Annotated in this window: 20 protein-coding genes and 2 pseudogenes; 15 read left to right on the forward strand and 7 right to left on the reverse strand. The window is 73.5% G+C overall.

Annotation, left to right across the window (positions count from 1 at the left end):
* The first annotated feature begins 3 nt into the window (after positions 1 to 3).
* The 7 genes from AB0N27_RS22830 to AB0N27_RS22860 all read left to right on the forward strand — a co-directional run bounded on the left by AB0N27_RS22830 (position 4) and on the right by AB0N27_RS22860 (position 7706).
* A complete protein-coding gene (locus AB0N27_RS22830) occupies positions 4 to 747 on the forward strand; it encodes an ABC transporter ATP-binding protein (RefSeq protein WP_364373211.1) in 744 nt (247 codons plus the stop codon).
* Complete coding sequence (locus AB0N27_RS22835; RefSeq protein ID WP_364373214.1) at positions 747 to 1472, forward strand: ABC transporter ATP-binding protein; 726 nt, start codon at positions 747 to 749, stop codon at positions 1470 to 1472. The genes AB0N27_RS22830 and AB0N27_RS22835 overlap by 1 nt, the downstream gene beginning before the upstream one ends.
* Entirely contained in the window at positions 1472 to 2362 is an 891-nt protein-coding gene (locus tag AB0N27_RS22840) for a branched-chain amino acid ABC transporter permease (RefSeq protein ID WP_364373217.1), read from the forward strand. The genes AB0N27_RS22835 and AB0N27_RS22840 overlap by 1 nt, the downstream gene beginning before the upstream one ends.
* Positions 2359 to 3468 carry a branched-chain amino acid ABC transporter permease gene (locus tag AB0N27_RS22845; RefSeq protein WP_364373220.1) on the forward strand — a complete coding sequence of 370 codons (1110 nt, stop codon included), beginning with the start codon at positions 2359 to 2361 and terminating at the stop codon, positions 3466 to 3468. The genes AB0N27_RS22840 and AB0N27_RS22845 overlap by 4 nt, the downstream gene beginning before the upstream one ends.
* A 123-nt stretch (positions 3469 to 3591) precedes the next feature.
* The gene (locus AB0N27_RS22850; protein ID WP_364373223.1) at positions 3592 to 4338 is read left to right on the forward strand and encodes an SDR family NAD(P)-dependent oxidoreductase; all 747 of its coding nucleotides are present in this window, start codon (positions 3592 to 3594) and stop codon (positions 4336 to 4338) included.
* Between the two features lie 113 nt (positions 4339 to 4451).
* Positions 4452 to 6620, forward strand: coding sequence for a DEAD/DEAH box helicase (locus AB0N27_RS22855; protein WP_364373226.1), 2169 nt, complete (start codon positions 4452 to 4454; stop codon positions 6618 to 6620).
* A gap of 150 nt (positions 6621 to 6770) precedes the next feature.
* Entirely contained in the window at positions 6771 to 7706 is a 936-nt protein-coding gene (locus AB0N27_RS22860; protein WP_364373229.1) for a hypothetical protein, read from the forward strand.
* Between the two features lie 11 nt (positions 7707 to 7717).
* On the opposite strand, the gene AB0N27_RS22865 is transcribed toward AB0N27_RS22860, so the two are convergent.
* Positions 7718 to 8134 carry a helix-turn-helix domain-containing protein gene (locus AB0N27_RS22865; protein ID WP_364373232.1) on the reverse strand — a complete coding sequence of 139 codons (417 nt, stop codon included), beginning with the start codon at positions 8132 to 8134 and terminating at the stop codon, positions 7718 to 7720.
* A 247-nt stretch (positions 8135 to 8381) separates the two neighbouring features.
* On the opposite strand from AB0N27_RS22865, the gene AB0N27_RS22870 reads away from it, so the two are divergent.
* Positions 8382 to 8816: a hypothetical protein gene (locus AB0N27_RS22870; RefSeq protein ID WP_364373235.1), complete on the forward strand. Its 435-nt coding sequence runs from the start codon at positions 8382 to 8384 to the stop codon at positions 8814 to 8816.
* Here AB0N27_RS22870 and AB0N27_RS22875 read toward each other — a convergent pair.
* The 4 genes from AB0N27_RS22875 to AB0N27_RS22890 form a co-directional block, all read right to left on the reverse strand.
* The gene (locus AB0N27_RS22875) at positions 8813 to 9970 is read right to left on the reverse strand and encodes an SAM-dependent methyltransferase (RefSeq protein WP_364373238.1); all 1158 of its coding nucleotides are present in this window, start codon (positions 9968 to 9970) and stop codon (positions 8813 to 8815) included. The genes AB0N27_RS22870 and AB0N27_RS22875 overlap by 4 nt on opposite strands.
* 88 nt (positions 9971 to 10058) lie before the next feature.
* Positions 10059 to 11753: a DEAD/DEAH box helicase gene (locus AB0N27_RS22880; protein ID WP_364373240.1), complete on the reverse strand. Its 1695-nt coding sequence runs from the start codon at positions 11751 to 11753 to the stop codon at positions 10059 to 10061.
* Positions 11754 to 12410: 657 nt separating this feature from the next.
* Positions 12411 to 12638, reverse strand: a complete 228-nt coding sequence (locus AB0N27_RS22885) for a DUF3107 domain-containing protein (RefSeq protein ID WP_030329796.1) — start codon at positions 12636 to 12638, stop codon at positions 12411 to 12413.
* A 64-nt stretch (positions 12639 to 12702) separates the two neighbouring features.
* Positions 12703 to 13341 carry a TetR/AcrR family transcriptional regulator gene (locus AB0N27_RS22890; RefSeq protein WP_139586375.1) on the reverse strand — a complete coding sequence of 213 codons (639 nt, stop codon included), beginning with the start codon at positions 13339 to 13341 and terminating at the stop codon, positions 12703 to 12705.
* A 1595-nt stretch (positions 13342 to 14936) separates the two neighbouring features.
* Here AB0N27_RS22890 and AB0N27_RS22895 point away from each other — a divergent pair.
* The 6 genes and pseudogenes from AB0N27_RS22895 to AB0N27_RS22920 all read left to right on the forward strand — a co-directional run.
* Positions 14937 to 16766 (forward strand): annotated as a pseudogene (locus AB0N27_RS22895) (hypothetical protein); the annotation flags it as partial.
* A 23-nt stretch (positions 16767 to 16789) separates the two neighbouring features.
* Positions 16790 to 17764, forward strand: coding sequence for an alpha/beta hydrolase (locus AB0N27_RS22900; RefSeq protein ID WP_364373244.1), 975 nt, complete (start codon positions 16790 to 16792; stop codon positions 17762 to 17764).
* Positions 17765 to 17769: 5 nt separating this feature from the next.
* Entirely contained in the window at positions 17770 to 18615 is an 846-nt protein-coding gene (locus tag AB0N27_RS22905) for a DUF3152 domain-containing protein (RefSeq protein ID WP_364373247.1), read from the forward strand.
* Between the two features lie 161 nt (positions 18616 to 18776).
* Positions 18777 to 19514 (forward strand): DUF3152 domain-containing protein, encoded by a 738-nt coding sequence (locus AB0N27_RS22910; protein ID WP_364373250.1) that lies wholly within the window; start codon positions 18777 to 18779, stop codon positions 19512 to 19514.
* 55 nt (positions 19515 to 19569) lie between these two features.
* Positions 19570 to 20818, forward strand: a pseudogene (gene moeZ, locus AB0N27_RS22915) (adenylyltransferase/sulfurtransferase MoeZ).
* A gap of 145 nt (positions 20819 to 20963) precedes the next feature.
* On the forward strand, positions 20964 to 21800 hold the full coding sequence (locus tag AB0N27_RS22920; protein WP_364373253.1) for a prenyltransferase/squalene oxidase repeat-containing protein: 837 nt from the start codon (positions 20964 to 20966) through the stop codon (positions 21798 to 21800).
* Here the strand turns inward: AB0N27_RS22920 and AB0N27_RS22925 are convergent.
* Positions 21797 to 23038 carry a glutamate-5-semialdehyde dehydrogenase gene (locus tag AB0N27_RS22925; protein WP_364373256.1) on the reverse strand — a complete coding sequence of 414 codons (1242 nt, stop codon included), beginning with the start codon at positions 23036 to 23038 and terminating at the stop codon, positions 21797 to 21799. The genes AB0N27_RS22920 and AB0N27_RS22925 overlap by 4 nt on opposite strands.
* A gap of 64 nt (positions 23039 to 23102) precedes the next feature.
* A complete protein-coding gene (gene proB, locus AB0N27_RS22930) occupies positions 23103 to 24260 on the reverse strand; it encodes a glutamate 5-kinase (protein WP_364373259.1) in 1158 nt (385 codons plus the stop codon).
* Between the two features lie 13 nt (positions 24261 to 24273).
* Here proB and AB0N27_RS22935 point away from each other — a divergent pair, with 13 nt between their 5' ends.
* The gene (locus AB0N27_RS22935) at positions 24274 to 24588 is read left to right on the forward strand and encodes an MGMT family protein (protein ID WP_364373262.1); all 315 of its coding nucleotides are present in this window, start codon (positions 24274 to 24276) and stop codon (positions 24586 to 24588) included.
* The last annotated feature ends 26 nt before the right edge of the window (positions 24589 to 24614 follow it).

Consider the following 24614-nt stretch of genomic DNA (forward strand, 5'->3'; position numbering starts at 1 on the left):
GAAATGCTCGCCACCCGCGGTCTGACCTGGCGGATCGGTGAGGTCGCCATCGTCGACAGCGTCTACCTCGACCTGGCGCCCGGGGAGTTCCTGGGCGTGATCGGGCCGAACGGCGCCGGCAAGACCTCACTGTTCAACCTGATCACCGGCCTGCGCCGGGCCACGGAGGGCCGGGTCACCCTGGACGGGCAGGACATCGGGGAACTTCCGCCACACGGGCGGGCCCGCCTCGGTCTCGGCCGTACCTTCCAGGCGTCTTCGGTCTTCGGCTCGCTGAGCGTGCGGGAGAACGTCCGGCTCGCCGTGCAGGCGCACCGCGGGGGCTCGATGGCACTGTGGCGGCGGGCGGCGGCCGACCGGGAGGTGGCCGCCGCCGCCGACGCGGTGCTCGACCGGGTCGGCCTCGCCCACCGGGGTACGGCGCTCGCCGGCACCCTGGCGCACGGCGAGAAACGCAAGCTGGAGATCGCCCTGCTGCTCGCCGGTGAACCACGGGTGATGCTGCTGGACGAGCCGATGGCCGGGGTCAGCGCAGAGGACGTCCCCGAGCTGGTCGCCGTCATCAAGTCGTTGACCGGGGACAGCGGCCGGGCGGTGCTGATGGTCGAGCACCACATGGACGTCATCCTGGAGTTGGCCGACCGGATCGCCGTCATGCACCACGGCGCGCTGCTGGCCTGCGACACCCCGGAGACGGTGATGGCCAACCCCACAGTGCAAGAGGCCTACCTGGGGGAGTCGCTCTAATGGAACCGGTTCTCAGTGTGGAGGATCTGTCGGTCCGGATCTCCGGGCTGCACATCCTCCAGGGGGTGTCCTTCACCGTCGCCCCGACCGGCGTGACGGTCCTGCTCGGCCGCAACGGCGTCGGCAAGACCACCACGTTGCGTGCGATCGTCGGCCTCACCCCGCCCGCCGGGGAGGTCCGCGGCACCATCCGGATGGGCGCGCAGAGCCTGCTGGCCCGCCCGACGCACCGGCTGGTCCGTGGCGGGCTCGGCTACGTACCCGAGGACCGGTGCGTGTTCGCCGGCCTCACCGTCGCCGAGAACCTGCGGCTCGCCGAGCGGCGCGGCACCACCCCGGCGTACGACAAGGTCTTCGCGCTCTTTCCGGAGCTGGACCGGCGCGGACGGCAACGGGCGGGTTCGCTCTCCGGCGGGCAGCAGCAGATGCTCGCGATCGGGCGGGTGCTGCTCAACGACAACCGGCTGCTGCTGGTCGACGAGCCGACCAAGGGGTTGGCGCCGAAGGTGGTGACCGAGGTGGCCGAGGTGTTGGAACGGGTCGCGGAGTCGGTGCCGGTGCTGCTCGTCGAGCAGAACCTGGCGGTGGTCCGGCGGCTCGCGAAGGACGCGGTGGTGCTTGCCGCCGGCAAGGTGGCCTGGACCGGTGACGCCCGGGAACTGCTGCTGGAGACGGCGCTCACCAAGTCGTTGCTGGGTGTGGGCTCGGCGGAGGTGTCCCACTGATGGGGACCGTGATCCTGTTGACGTTGACCGGGCTGGGGCTGGCGGCGCTGTACTTCCTGGTCGCCTCCGGCCTGTCCCTGGTCTTCGGTCTGGCCGACGTGCTGAACTTCGCGCACGGGCTGTTCCTCGGCGTCGGCGCGTACGGCACCTGGTGGGCGGCGGGCAACCTGCCTGGTGCCAGCTCGGACGGGTTCGGCTTCGTGGTCGCTGTCGCCTTCGGGGTGGCCGCCGGCACGCTTGTGGCAGTCCTGGTGGAGCTGGTGCTGATCCGCCCGCTGTACTCCCGCACCATCGAACAGGTGCTTGTCACCGTCGGCCTGTCCCTGGCCGGGGTGGCGTTGCTCCAGGCCACCTGGGGTGCGGACGCCCGCACCTTCCCGCGCCCGGACTGGACCCGGCAGGTGACCGGGATCCTCGGCGCGCAGGTGCCCAACGGTGGCCTGCTGCTGATCATCGCGGCGGTGCTGGTGCTCGGCGCGATCCTGGCGTTCCTGCGCTGGACCCGGTACGGCCTGGTGATCCGGGCCGGCGTGGAGAACCGGGAGATGGTGACGGCGCTCGGCATCGACGTGCGCAAGGCGTTCACGCTTGTCTTCGCGATCGGTGGGGCGGCTGCCGCGCTCGCCGGGGCGCTCGGCGGGGTCTACTTCGGCACCGTCTCGCCCGGGCAGGGCGGCTCACTGCTGATCTTCGCGTTCATCGTGGTGGTGATCGGCGGGATGGGCTCGGTGGTCGGCTCCGCGTACGCGGCGGTAGTCGTGGGGCTGGTGCAGCAGTTCGTCAACTACTACGGCACGTCCGGGCTGGGCGACATCTGCGTGGTCGGGCTGTTGGCAGTGGTGCTGCTGCTGCGTCCGCAGGGCATCGCCGGAAAGGTGGCAACGGCATGACGGTGATCGACGCGCCTCCCGCGCAGGTGCCCGACGAGTTGACCCCGCAGCGGGGGCGGTGGCACCGGGTGCGCCCGTTCCTGCCGCTCGTCGCGCTGGCCGTGCTGGCGATCCTGCCGTACTCGACGATCTCCCTGCCGGGGATCTTCGAGGGGCCGGTCAACTCGCCGGGCACCCTGCAGCTGCTCGCCATCTGCCTGATCTTCGGCGGGCTGGCCGCCGGCTACGACCTGCTCTTCGGCAGGACCGGCATGTTGTCCTTCGGGCACGCGCTGTACTTCGCGGCAGGCGTGTACGGCACCGACATCCTCGTCACCCGGGCCGGTCTGCCGCTGTGGCAGGCGGCGCTGCTGACGATCACCGGCGGCACGATCCTCGCGGCGCTGCTCGGTGCGGTGGCGCTGCGGACCGTGGGCATCGCGTTCGCCATGGTCACCTTGGCCTTCGCGCAGGTCGGGGCGATCCTGGTGGCCCGCGACTTCGGTGGGCTGACCGGCGGCGAGGAGGGCCTGCCGCTGGACGTGTCCGGGCTGCCCGCCGGGCTGGTGGGGGTGACCAACACGGTCAACCTGTACTGGCTGGCACTGGCGTACCTGACCCTCGTGGTCTTCGTGGTGCACCGGGTGAGCGGGTCGCCGACCGGGCGGGTGCTCGCCGGGCTGCGCGACGACGAGCGGCGGATCGGTGTGCTCGGGCTGGACCCGTACCGCTACAAGCTTGTGGCGTTCACCCTGGCCGGCGGGCTGGCGTCGGCGGGCGGGGTGGTCTACGTCCTGATCGTCGGCGGTGCGTCGCCGCACATCACGTCCTCCGAGCTGACCCTGTCGCTGCTGGTCATGGTGGTGCTCGGCGGGCCGGGCACCAGGTGGGGGCCGGTGCTCGGCGGCGTCCTCTACATGTACCTGGACCACCGGCTCACCGCGTTCGGCACCAGCGACGCGGTGGACAACCTGCCGGCCGTCCTCAGCCGCCCGCTGAGCCAGCCCTTGTTCGTCCTGGGCACGGTCTTCATCGTGGCCGTCTACTTCTTCCCAGGAGGCCTGACCAGCCTGGCCCCCCGCCTGGCCCACCTGACCAGATCCCTCCGCCCCACCCCCCGCCGCTAACCCCCCCCGGCCCCCCCGGCCCCCGCCCACCCCGTCGATCATGAAGTTATTGCCACGACGCGCCGTCGCGGATGGCGATAACTTCATGATCGACGGGGTTCTGCGGATGGGGAGGCGGCGGGGATGGACTCGAGGGTTGCGGTTGTCAGCGGAGGCGGGACCGGGATCGGGGCGGCCGTCGCCCGGGTGCTCGCTCTTGATGGGTACGACGTTCTGATCGTCGGGCGGCGGACGGACGTGTTGGCGGCCGCCGCCGAGCAGATCTCCGCTGACTGCGGGCGGCTGGACGCCGTCACCGCCGTGACGGCGGACCTGACCGACCCGGAGCAGCTGGACCGGGTCCTGGCGGCGGTCGGCGGTCGACCGGTCGACGTGGTGGTCAACAACGCAGGCGGCTACCTGGGCGGGGACACGGGCACGCTGGCGGGCACCGCCGCACACTGGCGGGCCAACCTGGACGCCAACGTGCTCACCGCCGTGCTGCTCACCGAGGCGCTGCGGCCGGGCCTGCGTCGACCGGGTGGCCGCGTGATCCTGATCAGCTCGATCGCCGCCCAGCGCGGCGGCGGTGGGCCTTACTCGGCGGCGAAGGCGGCTCTGCACGGCTGGGCGTACGACCTGGCGGCGCAGCTCGGCCCGGAGCAGATCACGGTGAACGTGGTGAGCCCGGGGTACGTCGCCGAGACCGAGTTCTTCGGCGACCGGATGACCGCGGAGGGGCACGCGAACCGGATTGCGGCGACCCTGGTCGGGCGGGCCGGGCTCCCGGACGACGTCGCCGAGGCGGTCCGCTACCTTGCCAGCCCGACGGCCGGCTACGTGACGGGCCAGGTCCTCGGCGTCAACGGAGGCTCGGTCCTCGGCCGCTGACGACGCCCCCGCCGCACGTGTCGATCGAGAGGTTGCGTCGGGATTCGACCCGGGAATGGCGTAAACCTCTTGATCAACAAGGGCTTGACGGACGGCGCTGGTAGACATGTCGGGTGGAGACAGCAGAGCGGGCAGGGGTACGGGAGCGGGCCGAGGCGGTGTTGCGCCGGCTGGCCGGTGACCACGCACGGCTGCGCGAGGACCAGTGGCGGGCCATCGAGGCGCTTGTCGTCGACAGGCGGCGCGTGCTCTGCGTGCAGCGGACCGGCTGGGGCAAGTCGGCCGTCTACTTCGTGGCCACCGCCCTGCTCCGCGACAGCGACCAAGCCGGCCAGGCCGACCAGGGCCACCGGGCTGGGCGGGCAGGGCAGGCCGGGCCGACAGTCATCGTGTCGCCGCTGCTGGCGCTGATGCGTAACCAGGTCGAGGCCGCCGCCCGGGCCGGCATCCGCGCCCGCACCATCAACTCGGCGAACCTCGACGAGTGGGACGAGATCACCGCCGAGATCCAGACCGGCGCGGTGGACGTCCTGCTGATCAGCCCGGAACGGCTCAACAACCCGGACTTCCGCGACGGCGTCCTGCCGAAGCTCGCCGCGACCACAGGTCTGCTGGTTGTCGACGAGGCGCACTGCGTCTCCGACTGGGGGCACGACTTCCGGCCGGACTACCGGCGGCTGCGTACCTTCCTGGCCGAGCTGCCGGAGCGCACCCCGGTGCTGGCCACCACCGCCACCGCGAACTCCCGGGTCACCCAGGACGTGGCGGAGCAGCTGGGCGACGCCCTCGTCCTGCGCGGCACCCTGGACCGCGAGTCGCTGCGTCTCGGCGTGCTCGACCTGCCCAGCCCGGCGCACCGGCTGGCCTGGCTCGCCGACCACCTGGACCAGCTGCCCGGCTCGGGCATCGTCTACACGCTTACCGTGGCGGCGGCCGGGGAGACCGCCGAGTTCCTGCGGTCCCGGGGTTACCCGGTGGCCTCGTACACCGGGCAGGTCGAGGACGCCGACCGGCGGGCCGCCGAACAGGACCTGCTCGACAACAAGATCAAGGCGTTGGTGGCGACGAGCGCGCTCGGCATGGGCTTCGACAAGCCCGACCTGGGCTTCGTCGTCCACCTCGGCGCGCCTCCGTCGCCGATCGCGTACTACCAGCAGGTCGGTCGCGCGGGCCGCGCCGTGGAGCACGCCGAGGTGCTGCTCCTGCCCGGCGCGGAGGACGCCGCCATCTGGCGGTACTTCGCCTCGCTTGCCTTCCCACCGGAGGAGCAGGTCCGGGCCGTGCTGGCCGCCCTGCACACCGACCGCCCGCTCTCCACCCAGGCCCTCGAACCGCTCGTCGACCTGCGCCGCGCCCGCCTGGAGCTGATGCTCAAGGTCCTCGACGTGGACGGCGCGGTCCGCCGGGTGCGCGGTGGTTGGCTCGCCACCGGCGAGCCCTGGGTCTACGACGAGGCCCGGTTGCGCCGCGTCGCCGAGGCGCGCACCGTCGAGCAGCAGGCCATGCGGGAGTACGCGACGACGTCCGACTGCCGGATGCGGTATCTACGGGAACGCCTGGACGACACCGGGGCCACCGACTGCGGCAGGTGCGACAGGTGCGCCGACCCGCTCTTCTCCGCCGACGTGTCCACTGCCGCGCTCGCCGCCGCGCAGACCTTCCTGGGCCGCCCCGGCGTGGAGATCGCCCCGAAGAAGCTCTGGCCGACCGGGTTGGACGCGGTGGGCGTACCCCTGAAGGGCCGGATCCCGCCGGCGGAGCAGGCGTTGCCGGGCCGTGCCGTCGGGAGGCTCTCCGACCTGGGCTGGGGTGGCCGGCTGCGTGACCTGGTCGGCCCGGAGGCACCCGACGTGCCGGTGCCCGACGACGTGGCCGCCGCCGTGGTGGAGGTGCTGAAGGCGTGGGCGCACGGCGACGACCCGTGGCCGCGCCGGCCGGTGGCGGTGGTCGCGGTCGGTTCCCGGCGGCGGCCCCGGCTGGTCGGGTCGCTGGCCGAGCGGATCGCCGCCGTGGGCCGGCTGCCGTTGCTCGGCGAGGTCGTCCCCGACGGCCCGGGCGGCCCCGGCGGGCCGCGTGGCAACAGCGCCCAACGGGTACGCGCGCTGCACGACGCCTTCACCGTTCCGACCGACCTGGCCGACGCGCTGGCCGGGCTGGACGGGCCGGTGCTGCTCGTCGACGACCTGGTCGACTCCGGCTGGACGATGACGATGGTGACCCGTGCCCTGCGCCGGGCCGGCGCACCCGACGTGCTTCCGCTGGCCCTCGCCGTGGCCGGCTGAACGCGCTGATGCGGAAAAGTTCCCGGGCGCGGCGGAATGCGACTGTCGCCACGCCGTCCGGACGTCCGCCGAGGGCGGGCGGGCGCGGCGGTACCGTGGGCGGCATGACCGATCAGCACCCCGTCACCGGCCGCGCACTGGACGTCGGCGGTGCCTGACCAGGTCTCCGCCGCACCGGATCGGAGCACCCTGCGGCTGGCCCTGGTGGTCGGCGGTCTGGTGCTAGCGGTGCTGCTCGGCTTCGGCCTCGGCCGGATGAACACCGGCACCACCACCACAGGCGTCGGCGGCCCGTCACTGGCCGCCGAGCACACCGACCCGCCCGGCACCGCCCCGCACAACCACGGTTCCGTGGTGGGCGGCGGCGACCAGGGCGCGGGCGTCGAGCCGGGAGGCCTGTCGGTCAGCGCGGCGGGCTACACGCTGGCCCCGGTGGCCACCGAGTTCCCGTCCGGCCGGGCGGGGCAGTTCCGCTTCCAGGTACGGGACGCGCAGCGCCAGCCGGTGACCCGCTTCGCCGTCGTCCACGACAAGCCGATGCACCTCATCGTCGTACGCCGTGACCTGACCGGCTACCAGCACCTGCACCCGAGCATGGCGTCGGACGGCACCTGGTCGATGCCGCTGACCCTCGACGGGGCAGGCGTCTGGCGGGCGTACGCCGACTTCACGGTCGTCGCCGACAACGGCGACCAGACCGCCGTGACCCTCGGCGTGGACCTTGCCGCGCCGGGCGGCTACCAGCCCCGTCCGCTGCCCGAGGCGGCCACCTCGACGACAGTTGACGGGTTCACCGTCGGCTACCAGGGCACGGCCCAGGTCGGTGCCACCGTGCCGCTGACCTTCCGGATCGACGGCGCGGCGGGCGCGACGCCGCTGGAGCGTTACCTCGGGGCGTACGGGCACCTGGTGGCGCTGCGCGAGGGCGACCTCGCCTACCTGCACGTGCACCCGGAGCCGGAACTGGTGGACGGGCAGGTGCGGTTCTGGCTGACCGTCCCCGGCCCCGGCCGCTACCGCCTCTTCCTGGACTTCCAGACAGACGCGAAGGTCCACACCGCCGAGTTCACGCTTGCCGTCCCCTGACCCCGGAGGGCTCAGCCGGCGCGGCGGATGGGACGGCGGGCCAGGTAGCGGAGCAGGTCGCGGATGTGGTGCTTCTCCTCGGCGGGGACACCGGGGTCGGCCAGCCGTTCGAGGATGGCCCGGACGTCGGCCTCGACCGGGCCGTCGTCGCTGCGGCGGCGGGGAGTCGGGCCGGCATCGGGCAGACCGAGCGCCCGGAACGCGGCCGCCACCGGCAGATCCAGCGCCGCGCAGAAGCCCCGTACTTTGGCCAATTCGGGATAGTCCTGCCAATCTCCGGCCAGCCAGCGGAACACAGTCGAGCGGCCCACGCCCGTGTGCGAGGCAAGATCGGTCACGGTCCACCCGCGTTCCTCGCGGGCGTCGTCGATCGCTCGCCTGACGAAGCGGGCGAACGCCATCTGCGGCGAAACCTCTGCGGAACCCATCCCTGCGGGTCTTCCCTCCCGGCCGGAGCACTGGGCGATGCGCCTTCCGAGGGTAGTACGACAGGGGCCGGAAACAATTGACTGACCGCACAATCTGTCCCGTGGACGGGACTTTTTCTTCGGCCGCATCGACGAACATGCGGAACCGGCGAGCAGGAACCATCGCCGCTCATCAACTAAGCTCTGCTCCCGGCGTAACGTCCGTCCCGTACGCCGCGTTCTCGCAGCATCGCTGAGGAGCAGCATCATGGCCGAACCGAGCCGCTCGCGGCCGTACCAGCCCGGTGCGGTGAGTCTCTTCTTCGTCGCCACCGCAGGTGTGTTCGCCGCCGGATTCTGGGGCTGGCTGCTGGTCCTGGTGCTGCGCAGCTATACGGCGACCGGGGTGGAGGTGCTGGTCGCCACCGGCGCGGTCACCGCCAGCCTGGCCGGGGTGGTGCTCGGCGTACGGCTGGCCCTGCAGCGCAACGCCAGCGTCCGACACGCCGAGGTGAAGAGACTGCTCGTCGACATCTCCTGGAACGCCTTCGTGGCCGTCGGCAACGCCGAGGGCATGGGCAAGGTCGTGCCCTTCCCCGCGGGTACGGGGGACAGGGACTGGGTCTCCCGGCGGACCAGCCCGGAGCGGTTGCCGACCCGCGACCGGGTCGGGCGTGACCGGGGCGGCGACCTCCTCCGCTAGGGCCGCACCCCGTCGGAGGCCAGCAGCGTCTCCAGCCGGGGCGTGACCTGCCACTTGTCGACCAGTTCGCGGTACTCGGCGCGCTGCGCGTCGGTCGGGCCGGTGCCCGTGCGGCGGGCCCGGATCAGCAGGTTGCGCGGCGTGTGCTGCGAGTCCACGAACTCCACCACCTCGGCCCGGTACCCGTGCACCCGCAGCAGCCCGGCCCGCAACGCGTCGGTCAGCACGTCGGCGAAGCGTTCGCGCAGGATGCCCTGCCGGGTCAGCAGGTCGTACGGGGCAGGGGCGGGGTTCGCGCGGAGCTGCTTGGCCAGGTCGTGGTGGCAGCACGGCGCGGCCAGCACCCAACGGGCGTCCCAGTGCACCGCGCGGGCCAGTGCCTCGTCGGTGGCGGTGTCGCAGGCGTGCAGCGCCAGCACCAGATCCGGGGCGGGGTCGACGACGGCGTCGGCGATCGTGCCGGCCACGAAGCTGACCTTGTCGGCCCAGCCCAGGCGCTGCGCCAGCTCGGTGTTGCGTCGCCGCTGATCCTCGCGGACGTCCACGCCGACCAGCTCGACGTCCAGCCCCCGGCCGGTCAGGTAGCGGTAGGCGGCGAAGGTCAGGTACGCGTTGCCGCAGCCCAAATCGACCACCCGCAGCGGACCGGTCAGGTCGTCGGGCAGGGTCGCGGCGAGGGCGCGCAGGAACGCGTCGACCTGGCGACGCTTGGCCGCCGACCCGCCGATCTCGGCGAAGATCTCGTCGCCCGGATCGAGCAGGTACTCCTTCGCCCGGTCGTTCCCGGCCGGCGTCGCCGCCGGTCGGGCCGTCGCCGCGCGGTGCACCTGCGCCTCGCCGGACTTGGTCACCCGCAGCTGGAGCGTCGCGTCGGCCGTCTCCACGTGCCAGTTGCCGAACGGCTCGGCCAGCAGCTCGTCGACCGCCACCGCGGCCTCTGGACCGGGCGCGACGTTACGGGTGTACGGGCGCGCGCCGTCGGAGGTGGCGATCTGGAGCCGGGGCCCGGCCTTGAGCGTCACCGGCCGCAACTCGGCCCGGACCACTGTGGGGCGACGCCCCCGGCGGCGGCCGGCGGCCACCGCCCGGGTCAGCGCGGGGTCGAGAAGCAGTGCCCGGACTTCGGTCAGGGCGGCGTCCAGTGGTTCCGGCATCGTTCCATCTTCGGCAGGTGGGGCGGGAAGGGAAACATCCCCCGTACCGCGCTGACGCGGTGCGGGGGATGTCGGGTGTCGCTGTGCGTCAGTCCGCGGTCGCCTCGGCCGGCGTACCCGCGCCGGAACCGCCACCACGACGGCGCCGGCGGCGACGCGGCTTCGACGGCTCACCGTCGGCGGCTGCGGTGGCCGGCTCGGACGGACCGGCGTCGGCGGAGATCACCGCGGTGGGCTCGCCCACGACCGCCTCGCCGGCCCGGCGGCGACGCCTGCGCCGCGGGGTACGCGTGCCCTCCTCGGCGGTGTCGTCGGTGGCTGCCTCGGCGGCGACCGGCTCGGCCGCGTCGGAGCGGTCCCGACGGCCGTCGCCCCGGCCACGGCGCTCGCCCCGACCCTCGCCGCCACGGCTGTCACCGCGCCGGGAGCCACGGCCGCCGCCGTCGCCGCGACGGGAGCGCGTGGTGCCGCCCAGGTCCTCCTCGATCTCGGCGGACAGCCCGGCCCTGGTGCGCTCGGCGGTGGGCAGCGTGCCTGTGACCTCGGTGGAGATGTGCAGGTCGGTGTAGAGGTGCGGGGACGTGTGGTACGTCTCCGGCGGCTCCGGCATCTCCAGACCGAGGGTCTTGTCGATGATGCGCCAGCGCGGCATGTCGTCCCAGTCGACGAAGGTCACCGCGACGCCTGTCGCCCCGGCCCGGCCGGTACGACCGATCCGGTGGGTGTAGGTGTCCTGGTCTTCCGGGCAGTCGTAGTTGATGACGTGGGTGACGCCTGTGACGTCCAGACCCCGGGCGGCCACGTCGGTGGCGACCAGGATGTCGATCTTCCCGGCGCGGAACGCCCGCAGCGCCCGCTCACGGGCACCCTGGCCCAGGTCACCGTGCACCGCGGCGACCGCGAACCCGCGGAAGTCGAGGTCCTCGGCCACCCGGTCGGCGGCCCGCTTGGTACGGGTGAAGATCATGGTCAGGCCGCGACCCTCCGCCTGGAGGATGCGCGCCACCACCTCGACCTTGTTCATCGAGTGGGTGCGGTAGACCAGCTGCTCGGTCTGCGGCGACGGCCCGGTCTCGGCGGTGTGCCCGGCGTGGATCGTCATCGGCTGGCGCAGGAAACGCCGCGACAGGGTGACGATCGGGTCCGGCATGGTGGCCGAGAAGAGCATGGTCTGCCGGTCCTCCGGCAGCATCGCCAGGATCTTCTCGACGTCGTCGAGGAAGCCCAGGTCGAGCATCCGGTCGGCCTCGTCCAGTACCAGTGCGTGGACGCGGTCGAGGCGCAGGTGCTTCTGCTTCTGCAGGTCCATCAGTCGCCCGGGCGTGCCGACCAGGATCTCGACGCCCTTGCGCAGCGCCTCGATCTGCGGCTCGTACGCCACGCCGCCGTAGATCGGCAGCACCCGTACGCCACGCGTACGGCCGGCGGCGGCCAGGTCCTTGGCGACCTGGATGCCCAGCTCACGGGTGGGGACGACGACAAGCGCCTGCGGCACGCCGTCGCTGCCCTCGCTGGGCGCGAACACCCGGTCGAGCAGCGGTACGCCGAAGCCGAGGGTCTTGCCGGTGCCGGTGGGCGCCTGACCGATCAGGTCGACGCCGCGCAGGGCGATCGGGATCGCGTACTCCTGGATCGCGAAGGCGCGGGTGATGCCGGCCGCGGCCAGCGCCTCGACGGTCTCGTCGCGGGCGCCGAGTGCGGCGAAGGTGGGGGCCTCCGGTCGAACCGGGGCGGTGGGGGCCAGTTCCTGGCCGTCCATCAGGTCTTGAGTCAGATCGCTCATGTGGATGTGGGGGTGCCCTCTCGTGGGTGCGCCCGTCATGTCCTCAGGGCGCGTTCGGTATGACGCGGGCCACACGGTCAGGGGCAGAACGCCGAGCCGGACCGGGCCGCACGCGCGCCGCGGGCTGAGCTTCGATCAGGTCGGCGCCCACGGCAACTGCTCTATGCTACCTGAACAGGCAAGCTCACGTCCCGATTCCCGGTCGGCCAGCCGCCACGCGGGGCCGGCAGATGTGTGCTGCGTCACATTATCGGCGCCGAGTTTCGCGCGGTAGCCTCCGCGAGATCGCCGACATCCTGGACGGGCCCGACCGGGGGCTGGTGCTCCACGTCCTGCACGACTCCGGGTACGCGGAGTTCGCCGCCGCCGAGATCAGAACGGCCGTCGCCGCCGACCCCGGGTGGCCGGGCGGCTCTCCATGTGGGCCCGCCGGCTGGTTGGCGAGGCGCTGTCCCAGGCCGGCCGTGTCGCCGCCGAGCGGGCCGCGCTCACCGCGCTCGTCGGGCGGGGCGACCGGGTCGACGTACCCGGGGCTGTTCGGGAGGCTCACCACCGCGCACACCGCGCGGATGGCATTCGTCGGCCGCAACGACTGAAGCCGCGGCACCGGCCCGCGGCAGGTACGACTGCGCCGACCTGCCGCGACGGCCGGACCGGTCAGCGGACGGTGAAACCGACCGCGCGCGGCGACGCCTCGGCGATCTCGACGTACGCGACCTTCTCGACCGGCACGATCACCCGCCGGCCCTTCTCATCGGTCAGGGAGAGCGTGCCGCCGTTGCCGGCGAAGGCGTCGGTCACGATCTGCTCGATCTCGGCCGGCGACTGCGCGCTGTCCAGAACCAGCTCGCGCGGCGCGTACTGCACGCCGATCTTGACCTCCACTGTGCCTCCTCAACTGGGGCGAAAGAACCGCCAGGCGAAGGCTATCCGATCACGGGGTGAGTGGTCAGGCTGACTCACCTTGCAGCGGGAAGCTGGCGATGCCCCGCCAGGACAGCGCCGCCACCAACGCCTCGGCCTCCGCCTTCGGCACCTGCCGACCGCCGGCCAGCCAGAACTGGGCGGCCGTCTCCGCCGCGCCGACCAGCCCGGAGGCGAGCAGCTCGGCGTGCGCCCGGCTCACACCCGTGTCCGAGATGATCGTGTCGGTGATCGCCGCGATGCACCCCTGCTCGACCCTCTCCACGCGCTGCCGTACCGCGGGGTCGTTGCGCAGGTCCGATTCGAAGACGAGACGGAACGCCTCGCTCTCGTGGTCGACGAAGTCGAAGTACGCCCGTACCGACGCGCCGACACGTTCCTTGTTGTCGATCGTGCCGTGCATCGCGTCGCGCACCTTGGCGACGATCGCGTCACAGTGCGTGTCCAGCAGGGCCAGGTAGAGGTCCATCTTTCCGGGAAAGTGTTGGTACAGGACGGGCTTGGAGACCCCCGCCCGTTCGGCGATGTCGTCCATCGCCGCGGCGTGGTAGCCCTGCGCGACGAACACCTCCTGGGCCGCCGCGAGCAGCTGCTTACGGCGCGCCGACCGGGGCAGACGGGTGGGTCGGCCAGCGGTCTGTGCGCCATTCCCCGCAGCGGTCATGGGATCCTCCGAGTTCTCCGTACGAGCCGGCATTTTCCCCCCAGACCGGGCGAGGCCCGTGACCCTCGTTGTGGAAATGGCCCGCCGCTGTAACTTATCGCCACTGTCGCCACACGGTAGCCTCAGCGGGGGCGACCAAGGAGCGCGCGGTGAGTGAAACAGGGCAACCCGGAGCCGCCACCCCGGGAGAGCACGGTGACGGAACGGGTCAGCACGACGACCCGGGCCGTTCCGGCAGCGGGTGGGCGCCCCAGTCGGGCGGGTGGCCCCGGGCCGCCGAGCGTGCGGACGACCCGGAGCAGGCGACACGTTGGCAGCCCGACGCGGCGGCCGGGTGGCGTACGTCATCCGCGCGGCACGGCGACCTGCCGCCGCCGCTGGCCGGGCCGCCCGACGGTCCCGAGCCACCGGCCCGCGTCAACGGCCACCACACCAACGGCGTCCGACACGCCGGAGCCGAGGCCAACGGCGTCCACCACCCGGGGCTCGACGCGTCGCCGGGCCGTCCCGCGCCGGTGAGCGCGCCGCCCGGTCCTACCGACGACGACCGGCCCGCCGCGGGCGGCGACCGGCTGGTGGTGCCCGCCCAACGTCCCGCACCGTCGCCGCCGGCCGTCCAGGTGCCCCCCGTGGGCACCGCCGCCTCGGGTTTCGAGGTCCCGCCCGGCTTCCACGCGCCCAGCGCCGACCGGCTGGCCGCCGACGACCGGTCAGCCGCACCCCGCGAGTGGAGAAACCCACTCCCGGCGGAGGCGTCCGCCGAGTCCGACCGCACTCCGGACCTGCCGACCGACGACCCTGCCGACCCGCCCCGGTCCGCCGAGGGCCCCCGCGCCGCCGACCCGCCCCGGGCCGGGGAGTCGTCGGCCATCGAACCGGACTGGTCCGGGCCGAACTGGAACCGCCCGAGCTGGGGCAGCGGCTGGGCCCCACAGTGGTCCAGACCGGATGACGAGCCGACCGGCCGCCGGGCCCGGGACGAGTCCGCCCCGGGCTGGGTCGCCGAGCCCAACCTGCCGTACGAGCCGGTACGCGCCGAGCCCACCCGCCCGTACGAGCCGGTACGCGCCGAGGCGCCCCGCGCGTACGACGCCGACCGGGACGCACCCGAACCGGAGCCGACCCCCGAGCGCCCGTCCTGGGCCGGTGAACGCCAGGCGACCACCCCGGTCAGCGCGCCGCCGAAGGACCGCCCGTCCTGGGCCGCCCCGGCCCCGAGCGCCACCCCGCCTGTCGACCGGCAGCCGCGTGCTGCCGAATCGGCACCGACAAGTGGCCCGCCCGCCCCCGCGGGGACCGCGCCCTCGGCCGTCGATCGGCCGACCTGGGCCGACGGCCCCGCCCCGACCAGCGCCCCGCCGTCCCGCCCGTCGTGGGCCGGTCCGGCTCCGACGAGCGGTGCGCCGTCGCGGCCGTCGTGGGCGGGTGGGGCTGATGCGGTGCCGACAAGCGGTGCGCCGTCGCGCCCGTCCTGGGCGGGCGGCGCTGATCCGGCTCCGACAAGTGGTGCGCCGTCGCGCCCGTCCTGGGCGGGTGGGGCTGATCCGGCTCCGACAAGCGGTGCGCCGTCGCGGCCGTCGTGGGCCGGTCGGCCTGAGTCGGCTCCCACGCCCTCCGCCGAGCGGCCGTCCTGGGCGCGCCCGCCGTCGAACGACCCGACGCCTGCTGCGTCCCCCGCCCCGGCGGCGACCCCTGCGGCGGCGGCTCCCGCCGACGTGCCACCGCCGGCGGTCGTGCCACCCCCGGCGGTCGTGCCACCCCCGGCGGTCACACCGCCACCGGCGCCCGCCGGTCCGGCGCTGACTGCGGAACGATCCTCCTGGGCCGGTGGAACGCCCACGGCGTCCAGCAGCCCACCGCCGGCCGAGCGGCCGGACTGGTCCGAGGGGCGCATCCCCGCGTCCCCGGGTGAGCGCCCGTCCTGGCCGGCGAGCATGCCCCGACTCGACGAGGCGGGCGACCAGCCCGGCCCGCTGCGCCCCGAGCCCCGGTCGGTCGCACCCTTCCGGCTGCGCCCGGCGACCCCCGAGCCGCCGGAGCCGCCCCGCCCCGCACCCTCGTCGACCGGTCCGACCTCCACCGACGCCGCACCCGCGTCGACAGGCGCCGTCCCGGGTGCGAGCGGCCGCCGTGACCGGCCCTCACCCGCGTCAGCCCCTCCCTACGCGGCACGCCGCTCCGCCCCCGACCCGGCGTCGCCGGCCGACCCGGCCGACCCCGGCCGTCGAGCGGAAACGACGGCGGCGGTGCTGCCGCAGCGCGTCCCCGCCGAACCGGACGTGCCCGTCGTGCCGGAGCCGCCAGCCGTGGAGCCACCCGCCGAAACCCCGGAACTCGCCCGTATCGCCACCCACCTGCGCCGCGACGACGAACCCGCGCCTCTGCGGGAGCGCCCCGAGGGGTTCGACGTCAACGCCATCCTGGACGCCGTCCGGGAGGTGGCAGGCGTCCGCGACGCGGCGCTGCGCCGTACGCCGGCGGGCGCGCACAGCCTCCGACTGGACCTGGCCGACGGCGCCGACCCGGCCGAAGTGAGTCGACAGGTCGCCCGGCTGCTCCAGGAGCGGATGGGTCTCGCCGCCGCCCCGCAGAACCTGCCCGGCCTGCCCACCACGCCGGCCCCGCCGGTCCGTCGCCGCAGCGCAGAGCCGCGCAGCCCCGAGCCGCGCAGCCCCGAGCGCCGGGGTGCCGAGCCGCGCAGCCCCGAGTCGCGTGCCGTCGAGCGGCGCGCCCCGGAGACCCGGGACGCCGGCACCGAACCACGGCCCGAGGAGGTACGCGCCGCCGAGCCCACCGTGAGCGGGCGGGTGGAGACCCCGCCGGTGGGGGACACGTCACGTCGTCGCCGGCAGAGCGCCCCGCACCGGGGTCGTGCCACCGTGGAGGAGCCGGGCTCGGTCTCGGCCGCGCCAGCCGGGGACGCCACCGGTAGCCCGGCGACGGTGGGTACGTCGTACTCCGGTGGTCAGGTGACCACGACGGAGTCGGCGCCGTCCCGGCCGCTGGACACCGGCGGCGCGCCGGGTCCCCGGGTGGTGATCGACCACGTGCAGGTGAGCACGTTCGGGCTGGACGCCAACGTGGAGGTGCGGTTGCTGGCCGGCGGCGAGAACGCCTCCGGGTACGCGACCGGGCCGGCGGTGGACGGGTACGTGCTGCGGCTCTGCGCGGTGGCCGCTGCCGCCGCCGTGGACGAGTTGCTGCGCGGTGTCGAGAACGCCGAGCGGGGGCGCTGCTTCGTCGAGCACGCGGCGGTGGTGCCGTTCGGCAACTGCGAGGTGGCGACGGTGGTGGTGCTGCTGGTCTGCGAGGGCTGGGTGGAGCAGCTCGCCGGGTCGGCGCTTGTCGCAGGTGACCCGCGGCAGGCGGTGGTCCGGGCGACGCTGGCGGCGGTGAACCGTCGGCTGGAGGCACTGCTGTCCTGAGTGGTCCGGGGCAGACTGGAACGATGAAACGCGCCATCCTCTGGCCGGACGAGCTTCTGCCCGAGCACCGGGTTCCGCCGCCGTGGCCGGGGCGTGAGGTACGCCTCGGCAGCTCGGTCACGTACGTGCGGGACACTCCGGCCACCGCCGCCGGAGCGGAACCGGCGTTGTACGTGCACGGGCTGGGCGGCTCGTCGCAGAACTGGACGGACCTGGCCGGGCTGCTCTCCGACCGGCTCGACGGTCAGGCCATCGACCTGCCCGGGTTCGGCCGCAGCGAGCCGGGTCGCCGCTACACGATCCCCGCCTTCGCGGATCTGGTCGTCCGCTGGATCGAGCACTCCGGCCGGGGGCCGGTGCACCTGTTCGGCAATTCGTTGGGCGGCGCGGTCTCGGTCCAGGTGGCCGCCCTGCGACCGGACCTGGTCCGAACGCTCACCCTGATCTCTCCGGCGCTGCCGTTCCTCGACTTCCGGCGCTCGTTGCAGGGTCGGATGCTGCCGGTGCTCGCCATTCCCGGCGGTGAACGGCTGGTCGGCCGGTACCTCACCCAGCTCGCGCCCGAGGTGATGGCCCAGCAGGTGCTTGAGGCGTGTGTGGCGGACCTCGACCGGATCTGCGACCAGCGCCGCGCCGAGGCGCTGGAGGAGATCCGGGTGCGCTACGAGGCGGAGCACTACGCGGCCGCGTACGTGCGGACGTTCCGCGGGTTGGTCTCCAGTTTCCTGCGGGCGTACCTGCCGGGGTCGGGGTCGCTGTGGCGGCTGGCCCGGTCGGTGCGGGCGCCGACGCTCGTGGTGGGCGGTCGGGCGGACCGGCTGGTCGATGTGCGGGTCGCGCCGCAGACCGCGCGGGTCATCCCGGACAGCCGTCTGCTGATGCTCGACGGCGTGGGTCATGTGGCGCAGTTGGAGGTGCCCCGGCTGGTCGCCCGGGCGGTGGTCGGTCTGCTCGCCGAAACGGAGGACGCGACCGGGCGGTCTGATCTGTCAGGCTGAGCCGGATGCCCAGGTCAGCTCGTCGTCACCGTCGCTTCGCCCTGTTCGCGCAACTGATGGCGGTGGTGGTGGCCGTCGGTGCGGTGGTGATCGTGGTCGCCGAGGGGCCGGGTGGCCGTCCCGAGGCGGACCGGCTGGCGGCGGATGAGATCAGCAGCGTGCCGCCGCCGCTGGTGGCCGCGCCGCTGCCGCCGTCGGCGGACCCGTCGCCGTCCGTGTCGGCGTCGCCGAGTGCGCCCGCGGTGTTGCGGCTGCCGGGGTCGGTACCCAGCGCGGGTGCGGGCCGGTTCGGTTATGACGACCGCTCCGGCCCGGTGCTGGGTCGCGCGGGTGAGCTGCGGCGCTACCGGGTGGCCGTGGAATCGGGCAGTGCCGAGGACGCCGTCGGGTTCGGGCGGGCCGTCGAGGCGGCGCTCGCCGGGCCGGGCAGCTGGGTCGACAGCGGGCGGCTGCGGTTGCAGCAGGTGCCCGGCAACGCGCCCCGCGACTTCACCGTCTACCTGGCCACGGCCCGTACGGCGGGTCGGATGTGCGCCGCCGGTGGGGTGGACATCCGGATCGGGGGTCGCCCGTACACGTCCTGCCGGGCACCCGGTCAGGTGATCATCAACCTGGACCGGTGGCGGTTGTCCGTGCCGCACTACGTCTCGGCCGGCGTGCCGCTGTCGGTCTACCGGACGTACGTGGTCAACCACGAGGTGGGTCACCAGCTTGGGCACCGGCACGAGCGCTGTCCGGGGGCGGGGCGGCCGGCGCCGGTGATGATGCAGCAGACGCTGTTCCTCAACGGGTGTCGGGTCAACCCGTGGCCGTACCTGGACGGACGCCGTTACGCCGGTCCCGGGCTCTGACGAAGCATCCCTCTTGCGTGAATAGCGGTATAAGCGGAGAAATGCCCGAATAATCTGGCAGGCTGGGCGTCATGACGCCGTCGTCCCCTTACGGCCCGCCTCAGCCGCCCGATCCGTCGGACCGGTCGGCGTACCGGCACGGCCGTCCCACCCTCGTCCGGATGCACCGGCGCCGGCGCCGCAGCCTGCTGATCGGCGCGCTGGTGCTCGCCACCGCCGTCGGTGTGACCGTCTCCCGCGGCGGCGAACCGCCGGCCGACGTGCCGGCCACCACCACCCAGGGCGGAATGGGACTGGGCGGCGGGGCCGCCCACCCGGCGCCCAGCAGCTACCCGTCCGTCGGCGCGGGACGCTTCACCGCCGCCGATGGCGGAACCACAGTGCACGGCGAGGACGGCCCGCTGCACCGGTACCGGGTCGCTGTGGAACGCGGCACCGGCCAGGACGTCGACGCGTTCGCCGCCAAGGTGGACGAGGTGCTGACCGACAGGCGCAGCTGGATCGCCTCCGGTGAGCTGCGCGTCCAACGGGTCGCCGACGCGGGGGCAGCCGACTTCACCATCTACCTGGCCACCCCCGTCACCTCGGAGCGGATGTGCGCCGAGGGCGGGCTGAGCACCGAGCGGTACACGTCCTGCCGGCTGCCCGGGCAGGTGATCATCAACCTGGCGCGCTGGCAGGAGGCCGTGCCCGACTACGGCGCCCCGCTGGACACGTACCGCACCTACGTCGTCAACCACGAGGTGGGCCACGAGTTCGGCGAGCAGCACGAGGCCTGCCCCGGCCCGGGTGAGCCGGCGCCGGTCATGCAGCAGCAGACGTACGGCCTCGAGGGCTGCGTGGCAAACGCCTGGCCGTACGTCGACGGTCGTCGCTACGCGGGTGAGTTCGTCCCCTGATCGACCGGCTGTCGGTTATTCCCGCTCCCGCATCGCGGACCACGTGTCCTCCCTCATGGCCGAGGGGTGCCCCGGCGAGCAACAATGGCGCCGTTCAGACCGCCGATCCCGGGGAGTCCACCGTGTCGTTGCCCCCGCTCGTCGAGCCCGCCGCCGAGCTGACCGTTGACGAGATCCGCCGTTACTCACGCCACCTGATCATCCCGGACGTCGGGGTGGCCGGGCAGAAGCGGCTGAAGAACGCCAGGGTGCTCTGTGTCGGGGCCGGTGGCCTCGGCTCGCCCGCCCTGCTGTACCTCGCCGCGGCGGGGGTCGGCACGCTCGGCATCATCGACTTCGACACCGTCGACGAGTCGAACCTCCAGCGCCAGGTCATCCACGGCGTGTCAGACATCGGCAGGTCCAAGGCCGAATCCGCCGCCGCGTCGATCCGCGAGATCAACCCGCTGGTCAACGTGGAGATCCACAACATCGCCCTGGACCGGGAGAACGTCCGCGAGATCTTCGCCCAGTACGACCTGATCGTCGACGGCACCGACAACTTCGCCACCCGCTACATGGTCAACGACGCGGCGGTGCTGCTCGGCAAGCCGTACGTCTGGGGCTCGATCTACCGCTTCGACGGCCAGGCGTCGGTGTTCTGGGCCGAGCACGGCCCCTGCTACCGCTGCCTCTACCCGGAGCCGCCGCCGCCCGGCATGGTCCCGTCGTGCGCCGAGGGCGGCGTGCTCGGTGTGCTCTGCGCGTCGATCGGCTCGATCCAGGTCAACGAGGCGATCAAACTGCTCACCGGCATCGGTGAGCCGCTTGTCGGCCGCCTCATGGTGTACGACGCCCTGGAGATGGAATACCGCAAGATCAAGGTCCGGAAGGACCCGAACTGCGTGCTCTGCGGCGAGAACCCGAGCGTCACCGACCTCCTCGAGGACTACGAGGACTTCTGCGGCGCGGTCTCGGTGGGGGCCCAGGAGGCGACGCTCGACTCGACGATCACCGCGCTGGAGCTGAAGGAGTGGCAGGACGCCGGCAAGGACATCTTCCTCGTCGACGTCCGGGAGCCGGCCGAGTACGAGATCGTCCGGATCCCCGGCGCCACTCTCATCCCCAAGGGCGACATCATCTCCGGTGACGCCCTCGCGCAGTTGCCGCAGGACCGGCAGATCGTGCTGCACTGCAAGTCCGGGGTCCGCTCGGCGGAGGCGCTCGCCGCGCTCAAGGCCGCCGGGTTCCGCGACGCCGTGCACGTGCAGGGCGGCGTGCTCTCCTGGATCAAGCAGATCGACCCGTCGCTGCCCGCGTACTGACCGGTTGAGCCGGGGCGGCGTCACCGCCGTCCCGGCAAATCGACGCACATGACGACGAGTCGCCGTCGGGTCGGAGCGACGCAGCCACTCCCGGCTGGCCGATTCCCCGAGGCGGTATCGCGTCTGCGCAGGTAGCGTTCCCGCCGTGGTCGACATGGAAGCCGCCATCGGGTTCGTCGTGGCGCATGGGGACGCGGTGGAACGCGCCCGTCTCTCGTGGCTCCGCAACGGCACCCCGGTGCCCACCGAGCTGTTGGAGACGGCCGAGGTCGGCCAGTCGTCCGACGGCGGTTGGCCGGCGACGTGGGGTGGCGAGGTCGCCTCGATCGACGCGACCTGTTTCCGGCTCGCCGAGCTGGACGACCTGGGCGCGCTCGGCCGTCCCGCCGCCCGCCGCGCACTGGACTGGCTGGCGTCACGCCAGCAGGCCGACGGCGGCTGGGACGAGGACGCCTCGCTGGCCGGCTCGGCTCCGGAGTGGGCCCGTCCCGGCGACCCCGAGGCCAAGCTCTTCGTCACCGCCAATGCGGGCTTCTGGCTCACCGTCGCCGGGCTGGACGCCCGCGCCTCCGGGCCGCTCGATCACCGGGTCGGCGGGGCGTACGCCGGCGTCGTCCAGGCGGCGGCCCACTCGATAGCCGGACGGATCCGCCCGGACGGCAGCTGGCCGTCGTTCCTCGCCGCCGGCTGGCTGAGCGCGGCGGTGCTGCACCGGCAGGACATGTTCCACGAGTCGGCGCGCATCCAGGTGGTGCTGGCCGAGCGGATGGCGACGATGTCCCCGGGTGACGTGGCCTGGTTGGCGGCCACGCTACGCCGGGTCGGCATCGACGCGCAGGACTGGGTCATGGTGCGGGCGCTCCGCCGGCTGGCCGAGACGCAGCGCAGCGACGGCGGCTGGGAGAGCGACGACGGCCACCAGTTCGACGTGCACACCACGCTCTCGGCGATCCGGGCCTGCCGCCCGGTGACCGTCGCCTAGCGGACGTGCCCGTTCCCGGTGACCACGTACTTGGTGCTGGTCAGCTCGGGCAGACCCATCGGGCCGCGGGCGTGCAGCTTCTGCGTGGAGATGCCGATCTCCGCGCCGAAGCCGAACTCGCCCCCGTCGGTGAAGCGGGTCGAGGCGTTCACCATCACGGCCGCCGCGTCCACCCGGGCGACGAACTCGCGGGCCGCGCTCGCCGAGTCGGTGAGGATCGCCTCGGTGTGCCCGGTGCCGTAGCGCCGGATGTGCGCGACCGCCGCGTCGAGCGAGTCGACAACCGCGACGGAGATGTCCGCCGACAGGTACTCGGTGGCGAAGTCCTCGTCGGTGGCCGGGACCACCGCTGCGGAGTACGCGGCCACCTCGGGGGTGCCGTGCACCGTCACCCCGGCCTCGGCGAACGCGGCGAGCGCGGCCGGCAGGAACGCGTCGGCGACGTCGGCGTGCACCAGCAGCGACTCGGCCGTGTTGCAGGTGGAGAGGCGCTGCGTCTTGGCGTTGAGCGTCACCGCGACGGCCTGTGCCACGTCGGCGTCGGCGTCCACGTACACGTGGCAGTTGCCCACCCCGGTCTCGATCACCGGCACTGTCGACTCCTCGACGACTGTGCGGATCAGCGACGCGCCGCCGCGCGGGATGAGCACGTCGACGAGCCCCCGGGCGCGCATCAGCTCCTTCACCGAGTCGCGGGAGCTGGCGTCGAGCAACTGCACCGCGTCGGCGGGCAGGCCGGCGCCGGTGATCGCGTCCCGCAGGACCGCGACCAGCGCGGCGTTGGAGTGCGCGGCCGACGACGACCCGCGCAGCAGCGCCGCGTTGCCGGACTTCAGGCAGATCCCTGCGGCGTCCACCGTCACGTTCGGTCGCGCCTCGTAGATGATGCCGACCACCCCGAACGGCACCCGGATCTGGCGCAGCTCCAGGCCGTTGGGCAGGGCCGAACCGCGGACCACCTCGCCGACCGGGTCGGGCAGCGCGGCCATCTGGCGCAGCGCGTCGGCGATGCCGGCCACCCGGCAGGCGTCGAGGGCGAGCCGGTCCAGCACGGCCGCGCTCAGCCCGGCCTCCCGGCCGGCCGCCAGGTCCGCCTCGTTCGCTGCCAGGATCTCCGGGGTACGCGCCACCAGCGCCTCGGCCATCGCGACAAGCGCGGCGTCCTTCCCGGTACGGGTGGCGGTGGCCAGGTCCGCTGCGGCGTCCCGCGCCCGTCGCGCCTGCTCGATGACGCTCATCGGTCACTCCTCGCGTTAGGAAGGGCCCCTTGTACAACACCAGGCGTTAACAAAGGGCCCTTGCTTACAGCAGTACGAGGTCGTCGCGGTGGACGACCTCCCGTTCGTATGCCGGGCCGAGCGCCGCGGCGAGTTCGGAGGTGGAACGACCGAGCAGCCCGGGCAGCTCCACCGCGTCGTAGTTGACCAGGCCGCGGGCGACCGGCGCGCCTGCGGTGTCCACCAGGTCCACCGGGTCGCCGGCGGTGAACGTGCCGTCCACCGCGGTGATGCCGGCGGGCAGCAGCGACTTGCGCCGCGCGACGACCGCGGCCACCGCGCCCGGGTCGAGGTGCAGCCGCCCCCGGGGTGAGGTGGCGTGGGCAAGCCAGAACAGCCGGGCGGTGGGGCGTTGCCGCTGCGGGTGGAACAGCGTGCCGACCGGTTCACCCGCCAGCGCCGGAGCGGCCAGGTCGGCGGCGGTGAGCACCACCGGGATGCCGAAGCCGGTGGCGATCCGGGCGGCCTCCACCTTGGTGACCATGCCGCCGGTGCCGACGCCGGAGCGGCCGGCCCCGCCGATGGTGATGCCGGTGAGGTCGGCGTCGTCGCGGACCTCGGTGATCCGGGTCGACTGCGGCCGGGCCGGGTCGCCGGTCCAGAGGGCGTCCACGTCCGACAGGAGCACCAGCAGGTCGGCGTGCACGAGCGCGGCCACCAGGGCGGCCAGCCTGTCGTTGTCCCCGAACCGGATCTCCTCGGTGGCCACCGTGTCGTTCTCGTTGACGATCGGCACCGCCCGCAGGTCGAGCAGCTTGCGCAGCGTCCGGTACGCGTTGCGGTAGTGCGCGCGTCGGGTCACGTCGTCGACGGTGAGCAGCACCTGCCCGACGGTGCGGCCGTGCCGGGCGAAGCTGGCCGCGTACCTGCCGATCAGCAGGCCCTGCCCGACGCTGGCGGCGGCCTGCTGGGTGGCCAGGTCGCGCGGACGTCGGGTCAGGCCGAGCGGGGCCAGGCCGGCGGCGATCGCGCCGGAGGACACCAGCACCACCTCGCGCCCCTCGGCGGTGAGCCGCCCCAGGGTGTCGACGAGCGCGTCGACCCGCCCGTCGGCCAGGCCGCCCGTGGCGGTGGTCAACGAGGAGGATCCGATCTTGACGACGACCCGCCGGGCCGCCGTGACTGCGTCGCGCACCCGCCCATTCTGCGTGGTCACGGCGGCAGCGCCCGGCGACGTTCCCATATGGTGGCCGATTGTGACACCTGACGAGTACGTCGAGGCGGTGCTCGACCTGGTCGAGCGCATCCCGCCGGGCCGGGTGATGTCGTACGGGGCGGTCGCCGACGCGCTCGCCGAACGCTCGGGCCGTGCCTCCGCGCGCCTGGTGGGAAACATCATGGCCCGGCACGGCGGCTCGGTGCCCTGGCATCGGGTGGTCAGCTCGGCCGGTCGGTTGCCGCCGGGACACGAGCGGGAGGCACGCGCCCGGCTGCGCGCCGAGGGGGTGCCGCTGCGCGGCGAAGGAGTGGACATCCGGGTGGCGGGTTGGTCGCCGCTGGAGGGGATGTGACCTCCGGCATAACGTGAGTAACATTC

The organism is Micromonospora sp. NPDC093244, from assembly GCF_040683695.1.
Lineage (GTDB): Bacteria > Actinomycetota > Actinomycetes > Mycobacteriales > Micromonosporaceae > Micromonospora.

Coding starts and splice junctions, on each gene's coding strand:
- AB0N27_RS22830 (WP_364373211.1), top strand. CDS start 4: ATGCTCGCCACCCGCGGTCTGACCTGGCGGATCGGTGAGGTCGCCATC.
- AB0N27_RS22835 (WP_364373214.1), top strand. CDS start 747: ATGGAACCGGTTCTCAGTGTGGAGGATCTGTCGGTCCGGATCTCCGGG.
- AB0N27_RS22840 (WP_364373217.1), top strand. CDS start 1,472: ATGGGGACCGTGATCCTGTTGACGTTGACCGGGCTGGGGCTGGCGGCG.
- AB0N27_RS22845 (WP_364373220.1), top strand. CDS start 2,359: ATGACGGTGATCGACGCGCCTCCCGCGCAGGTGCCCGACGAGTTGACC.
- AB0N27_RS22850 (WP_364373223.1), top strand. CDS start 3,592: ATGGACTCGAGGGTTGCGGTTGTCAGCGGAGGCGGGACCGGGATCGGG.
- AB0N27_RS22865 (WP_364373232.1), bottom strand. CDS start 8,134: ATGGGTTCCGCAGAGGTTTCGCCGCAGATGGCGTTCGCCCGCTTCGTC.
- AB0N27_RS22870 (WP_364373235.1), top strand. CDS start 8,382: ATGGCCGAACCGAGCCGCTCGCGGCCGTACCAGCCCGGTGCGGTGAGT.
- AB0N27_RS22875 (WP_364373238.1), bottom strand. CDS start 9,970: ATGCCGGAACCACTGGACGCCGCCCTGACCGAAGTCCGGGCACTGCTT.
- AB0N27_RS22880 (WP_364373240.1), bottom strand. CDS start 11,753: ATGAGCGATCTGACTCAAGACCTGATGGACGGCCAGGAACTGGCCCCC.
- AB0N27_RS22890 (WP_139586375.1), bottom strand. CDS start 13,341: ATGACCGCTGCGGGGAATGGCGCACAGACCGCTGGCCGACCCACCCGT.
- AB0N27_RS22900 (WP_364373244.1), top strand. CDS start 16,790: ATGAAACGCGCCATCCTCTGGCCGGACGAGCTTCTGCCCGAGCACCGG.
- AB0N27_RS22905 (WP_364373247.1), top strand. CDS start 17,770: ATGCCCAGGTCAGCTCGTCGTCACCGTCGCTTCGCCCTGTTCGCGCAA.
- AB0N27_RS22910 (WP_364373250.1), top strand. CDS start 18,777: ATGCACCGGCGCCGGCGCCGCAGCCTGCTGATCGGCGCGCTGGTGCTC.
- AB0N27_RS22925 (WP_364373256.1), bottom strand. CDS start 23,038: ATGAGCGTCATCGAGCAGGCGCGACGGGCGCGGGACGCCGCAGCGGAC.
- proB (WP_364373259.1), bottom strand. CDS start 24,260: ATGGGAACGTCGCCGGGCGCTGCCGCCGTGACCACGCAGAATGGGCGG.